Consider the following 3,470-nt stretch of genomic DNA (forward strand, 5'->3'; position numbering starts at 1 on the left):
GGGCGAGCACAAGCTCATCTGGTCGCGCTGACCAGCACATCGGCGCTCCGCTTCACGGCGGGGCGCCTCTTCCACACCAGTGGAATTATGCGGAGCAGAAGCCGCCGCTATCGTCGAGAAATCCAGCCTTCAGCGATCAGCACTCCGCATAATCACACTCTCAGCATAATCGACATTTTGCGGTGCACCGCAAAACGTCGAGCTGGGTGCGGCCTGGCAGAAGCGGTCGAGCGAGACCGACCGCGATTACCTCTCGGTCAAGCTGGACGACCCGAGCTTCCCCGCACCGATCTACGCGACCCTCACTGAAGTCGAAGGCGAGGACGGCTACCAGCTGATCTGGTCCCGCCCCAACCGGGACTGAGACCGGGACGGCCCCGCCGCGAGGCGGGGCCAAACGGCCGATTAAGAAGCCGGCAGCGGGCATCGAGCCCTCTACCGGCTTTTCGGGTGCCATACGGGACCGGGAATGTCTGCTCAGATCGCTGCAGTGTGCCGCGGCGGGACGACGGCCTCAAGGACGAGGGYCCCCCCAATTTTACCTCCGCTCCGGTTCCCTCCACTTCAACAAAATCGGCTCCCCCACTCGCCGCCGCCGGCGGTCGCTTGCGCGATCCCTGACCCCGCCATCCCGCCGCGGCCCGCGTCGTCGTCTTTCACGAACTCAAGGAGATGAGACGATGACCATCGAACAGCACATCGAGGAACTGCGCGCCGAGCTCGGGAGCGCCTGCGATGCCGCCGAGCGCCGCCAGATCGAGGCGGAGCTCCAACTCGCCCAGGCTGATCTGGCCGTCATGCTTGCCGAACAGGAGGGCGCCATAGAAGCCGAGCCGCCCTTTTGAGGGGGTTTCCTTCCTTGTGCTGTGTGAGCCGTTCCGCCGGGTCGACCGGCCGGTCCGGCTGTCAGGGACTTCATCCCTCGACACTCCCGCCGGCTCACGCCGGAAACGGTCGCGTMCCCTTTGGGGCAGCGGGTCTCTTCTCTCTATGACTTCCTAATTTACTCCAGCAAATCCGGCCTCAAGGACGGCGCGTTCTCCCCCAATTTTTCCGCCGCCGGGCTTCCCGAAAAAATCGGTTCCCCCGCTTGCGAGCCGCGTCCCGCGGTCCTTGACCCCTCTTTGCTACAGAGTGGCCGATCTCCGTCATCAACGAAGGAGATCACATCATGACAACCTATCAGAACCTCATGCTCTACACCAAGCTTGCCGGCTTCCGGCTTCTCGTCCTCGCAAATCGCTTCGGCTGCGACAGCGAATTCTCGCGAGAGCTTCATGATCGTCTGGTTGAAGGACTCGAAGCGGCGATTGCGCGGATCCAGGTCATCATGGAATTGGAGCGAAGCGTTTTCGCCGGAGACGACGAGTTTGCTGCATATCAGTTGGAAGGGGAGTGCGAAATTTTCGGGCGCTTTTCCATCAATCTGCTGGACGATCTCGAAATCGATTTCGACACGCACGAATACCGCATCAATGGCGGTGATTGGGTCAACGCCTTGATGGCTGATTACAGTGGCGTCGATATCGACTATCCGGAACTGGTCGCGCTCACCGAGGCGGAATTGGGTTCGCTGGCGCCGATCATCAACGACATCACGGGGGAAATCGGGATCGCCGTCTATGCAGCCCGCACGGTTCACGCCTGGTCCACCGGGTCATGATCAATCCTGAAGCGCGTTCCAATTTATCGAGGGGCTGAGCAGCCGCCTCTCGACTAATGCCTGAGGAACCGTCGCGATCGCGGCGATGGCGACCAGTTGCCCCCTCTCCTTTCGACAAGGCTGTCATCTCTCGTCAGGGATGTTGCCGCCCGTTCGTCACGACGCAAGCTGCTGCCGCCAGAATTTTCCCCGCCGCGGCACGGCTCCTCGCGGATCAAAATTCAGTCGCCGGCAACTCCTCCACATTCGTTCCGGCTCGTTGGGTGCGTCCCTCCTTTCCGGTCTGCCTCTTATCTCCTGTCATGACCGCATTTCGAAAGGAGAAACGCCATGCAACAACTCGCCCAATTCCTCGCCGCTACCGGCCGCCGGCTTCGCGCTCTCGGCAAGGTGATCAGCCATTTCTTCCGCAAGGGAAAGCTCGGCTTGAAGCTTGCGATCAAGATCCCGTTCTTCGTCGAGGTCGAGGCGTCGTTCGAGACCGACTGGAACCGGCGCCGATGAGGTGCGTTCGGGGCCCGCTTCGGTGGGTCTTGTCTCAGTTCGTCATCGGCACACGCGGCCGGTATCCTCGTTTGCGTTTCTGTCGGAGCAGATCGAGAAACAGCTCGACCGCTTCCTCTTCCCGACCGAAATGATGGACCATCATTTGCCCCTTGCTTCCGATGCGGCCCCATTTGCGCAGGAGACAGACATCCCCGAACAGGTTGGGTTCAATCGACATCGCATAATAGCGGGCCATGTTCTTAGAGGCATCCGAGCGTTCGACATAGAGATGATAAGGCTGTGAGATCATGAGACCAGAATCTCTGAACTCGGGAATCCCGTCCAACGACACTTATGAATCGGTCGGCGTGGATCGATTCACATCGGTGATGATTTTGGAAAAACCGTGACCGGCTTGGGCGAGACGCCTTCGGCGCACGGCTCTACGCGCTGACGCTCCCCGAACCCGCAGGGCGGTTTCGGCCATCCGGTAACGATCCTCTCGCGGCGCTCAGCCGCACCATCCGTGTCTTGCGCCGTCCCAACGCCTGGCGAGGCCCTCGTCGATGAGAGTGGCTCCAAGCGAGCGCCCTGCCCGCGTCACCGTGCGGAGCTTGCGGCCATACTTATCCTCGTCGCGCAGGCCGGCCGAAAGCGAGAACGTGCCGCCATTGAGCAGCGCCAGCAGGCGGGCTTTCGCTGCCTCGCCTTTGATCCTTTCTGTCTCGCAGCGTGGCGGGCTGAGTTCCGGTGTGTCGATATCCGCGATGCGGATTTTCTCGCCTTGGAACCAGAACGTGTCGCCGTCGACAACGCAGTTCACATGACGATCGGCACCGCAGATCAAAAACGCGGCCGACAGGGAATCCGATGTCGGTGCCTTGGCCGGCACGAGGAGGCCGTTGATATTGCCGGCGCCGCCATAGGCAAGCCACCCTCCTCCCGCAATAATCATAGCGGAGAGGATCACGATCAGTGGGTCGCGCAGGCGGCTCGGTGCCGGTCGAGGTGACTTTCCCCGCCAGCGATTTCGATCGTTCCTTTTGCCGGGCTTGCTTGGGTTTCTGAACGGAACCACATTCGATTTCGTCAACCTTCGGTCCTCTCCTGTTTCCCTCACGCTATCCCGGCTTCGGTTTCATCCGCGTTTACGGGAAAGGGGCTTCAGACGGTGTGCGAGGAGCGGGGCGCAGTCGGTCCCGCCTCCCCTTCGGGCCACTATGTTGAGGCTCCTGCGGCTGCGCTKTTTCCCGCTCCTCGCACGACGAGAATTCCCGAAATCCCGCCCGTCGGGCGGCCGCTATGCTGATTTCTCCGATAC

5 protein-coding genes and 1 pseudogene are annotated in these 3,470 nt (G+C 61.3%); 4 read left to right on the forward strand and 2 right to left on the reverse strand.

Features of this window, described 5'->3' with window-relative positions; translation table 11 throughout:
* Positions 1-193 precede the first annotated feature (193 nt).
* The 4 genes and pseudogenes from QDY28_RS30680 to QDY28_RS30695 all read left to right on the forward strand — a co-directional run.
* Positions 194-364: pseudogene (locus QDY28_RS30680) on the forward strand (DUF736 domain-containing protein); the annotation flags it as partial.
* Positions 365-680: 316 nt separating this feature from the next.
* Entirely contained in the window at positions 681-845 is a 165-nt protein-coding gene (locus QDY28_RS30685; protein ID WP_331384841.1) for a hypothetical protein, read from the forward strand.
* Between the two features lie 326 nt (positions 846-1,171).
* Positions 1,172-1,663 (forward strand): hypothetical protein, encoded by a 492-nt coding sequence (locus QDY28_RS30690; RefSeq protein ID WP_331384842.1) that lies wholly within the window; start codon positions 1,172-1,174, stop codon positions 1,661-1,663.
* Between the two features lie 330 nt (positions 1,664-1,993).
* Positions 1,994-2,167 carry a hypothetical protein gene (locus QDY28_RS30695; protein WP_331384843.1) on the forward strand — a complete coding sequence of 58 codons (174 nt, stop codon included), beginning with the start codon at positions 1,994-1,996 and terminating at the stop codon, positions 2,165-2,167.
* A 34-nt stretch (positions 2,168-2,201) separates the two neighbouring features.
* Here the strand turns inward: QDY28_RS30695 and QDY28_RS30700 are convergent, their stop codons facing one another.
* Together QDY28_RS30700 and QDY28_RS30705 are read right to left on the reverse strand one after the other, a co-directional pair.
* Entirely contained in the window at positions 2,202-2,459 is a 258-nt protein-coding gene (locus tag QDY28_RS30700; RefSeq protein WP_331384844.1) for a WGR domain-containing protein, read from the reverse strand.
* A 201-nt stretch (positions 2,460-2,660) separates the two neighbouring features.
* Entirely contained in the window at positions 2,661-3,104 is a 444-nt protein-coding gene (locus QDY28_RS30705) for a thermonuclease family protein (protein WP_331384845.1), read from the reverse strand.
* Positions 3,105-3,470: the final 366 nt, after the last annotated feature.

It is taken from the genome of Rhizobium sp. BR 362 (assembly GCF_036528765.1).
GTDB lineage: Bacteria > Pseudomonadota > Alphaproteobacteria > Rhizobiales > Rhizobiaceae > Rhizobium.

What these genes read in the sequence shown, in the direction of transcription:
- QDY28_RS30685 (WP_331384841.1), top strand. Translation starts at nt 681, where the DNA reads ATGACCATCGAACAGCACATCGAGGAACTGCGCGCCGAGCTCGGGAGC.
- QDY28_RS30690 (WP_331384842.1), top strand. Translation starts at nt 1,172, where the DNA reads ATGACAACCTATCAGAACCTCATGCTCTACACCAAGCTTGCCGGCTTC.
- QDY28_RS30695 (WP_331384843.1), top strand. Translation starts at nt 1,994, where the DNA reads ATGCAACAACTCGCCCAATTCCTCGCCGCTACCGGCCGCCGGCTTCGC.
- QDY28_RS30700 (WP_331384844.1), bottom strand. Translation starts at nt 2,459, where the DNA reads ATGATCTCACAGCCTTATCATCTCTATGTCGAACGCTCGGATGCCTCT.
- QDY28_RS30705 (WP_331384845.1), bottom strand. Translation starts at nt 3,104, where the DNA reads ATGATTATTGCGGGAGGAGGGTGGCTTGCCTATGGCGGCGCCGGCAAT.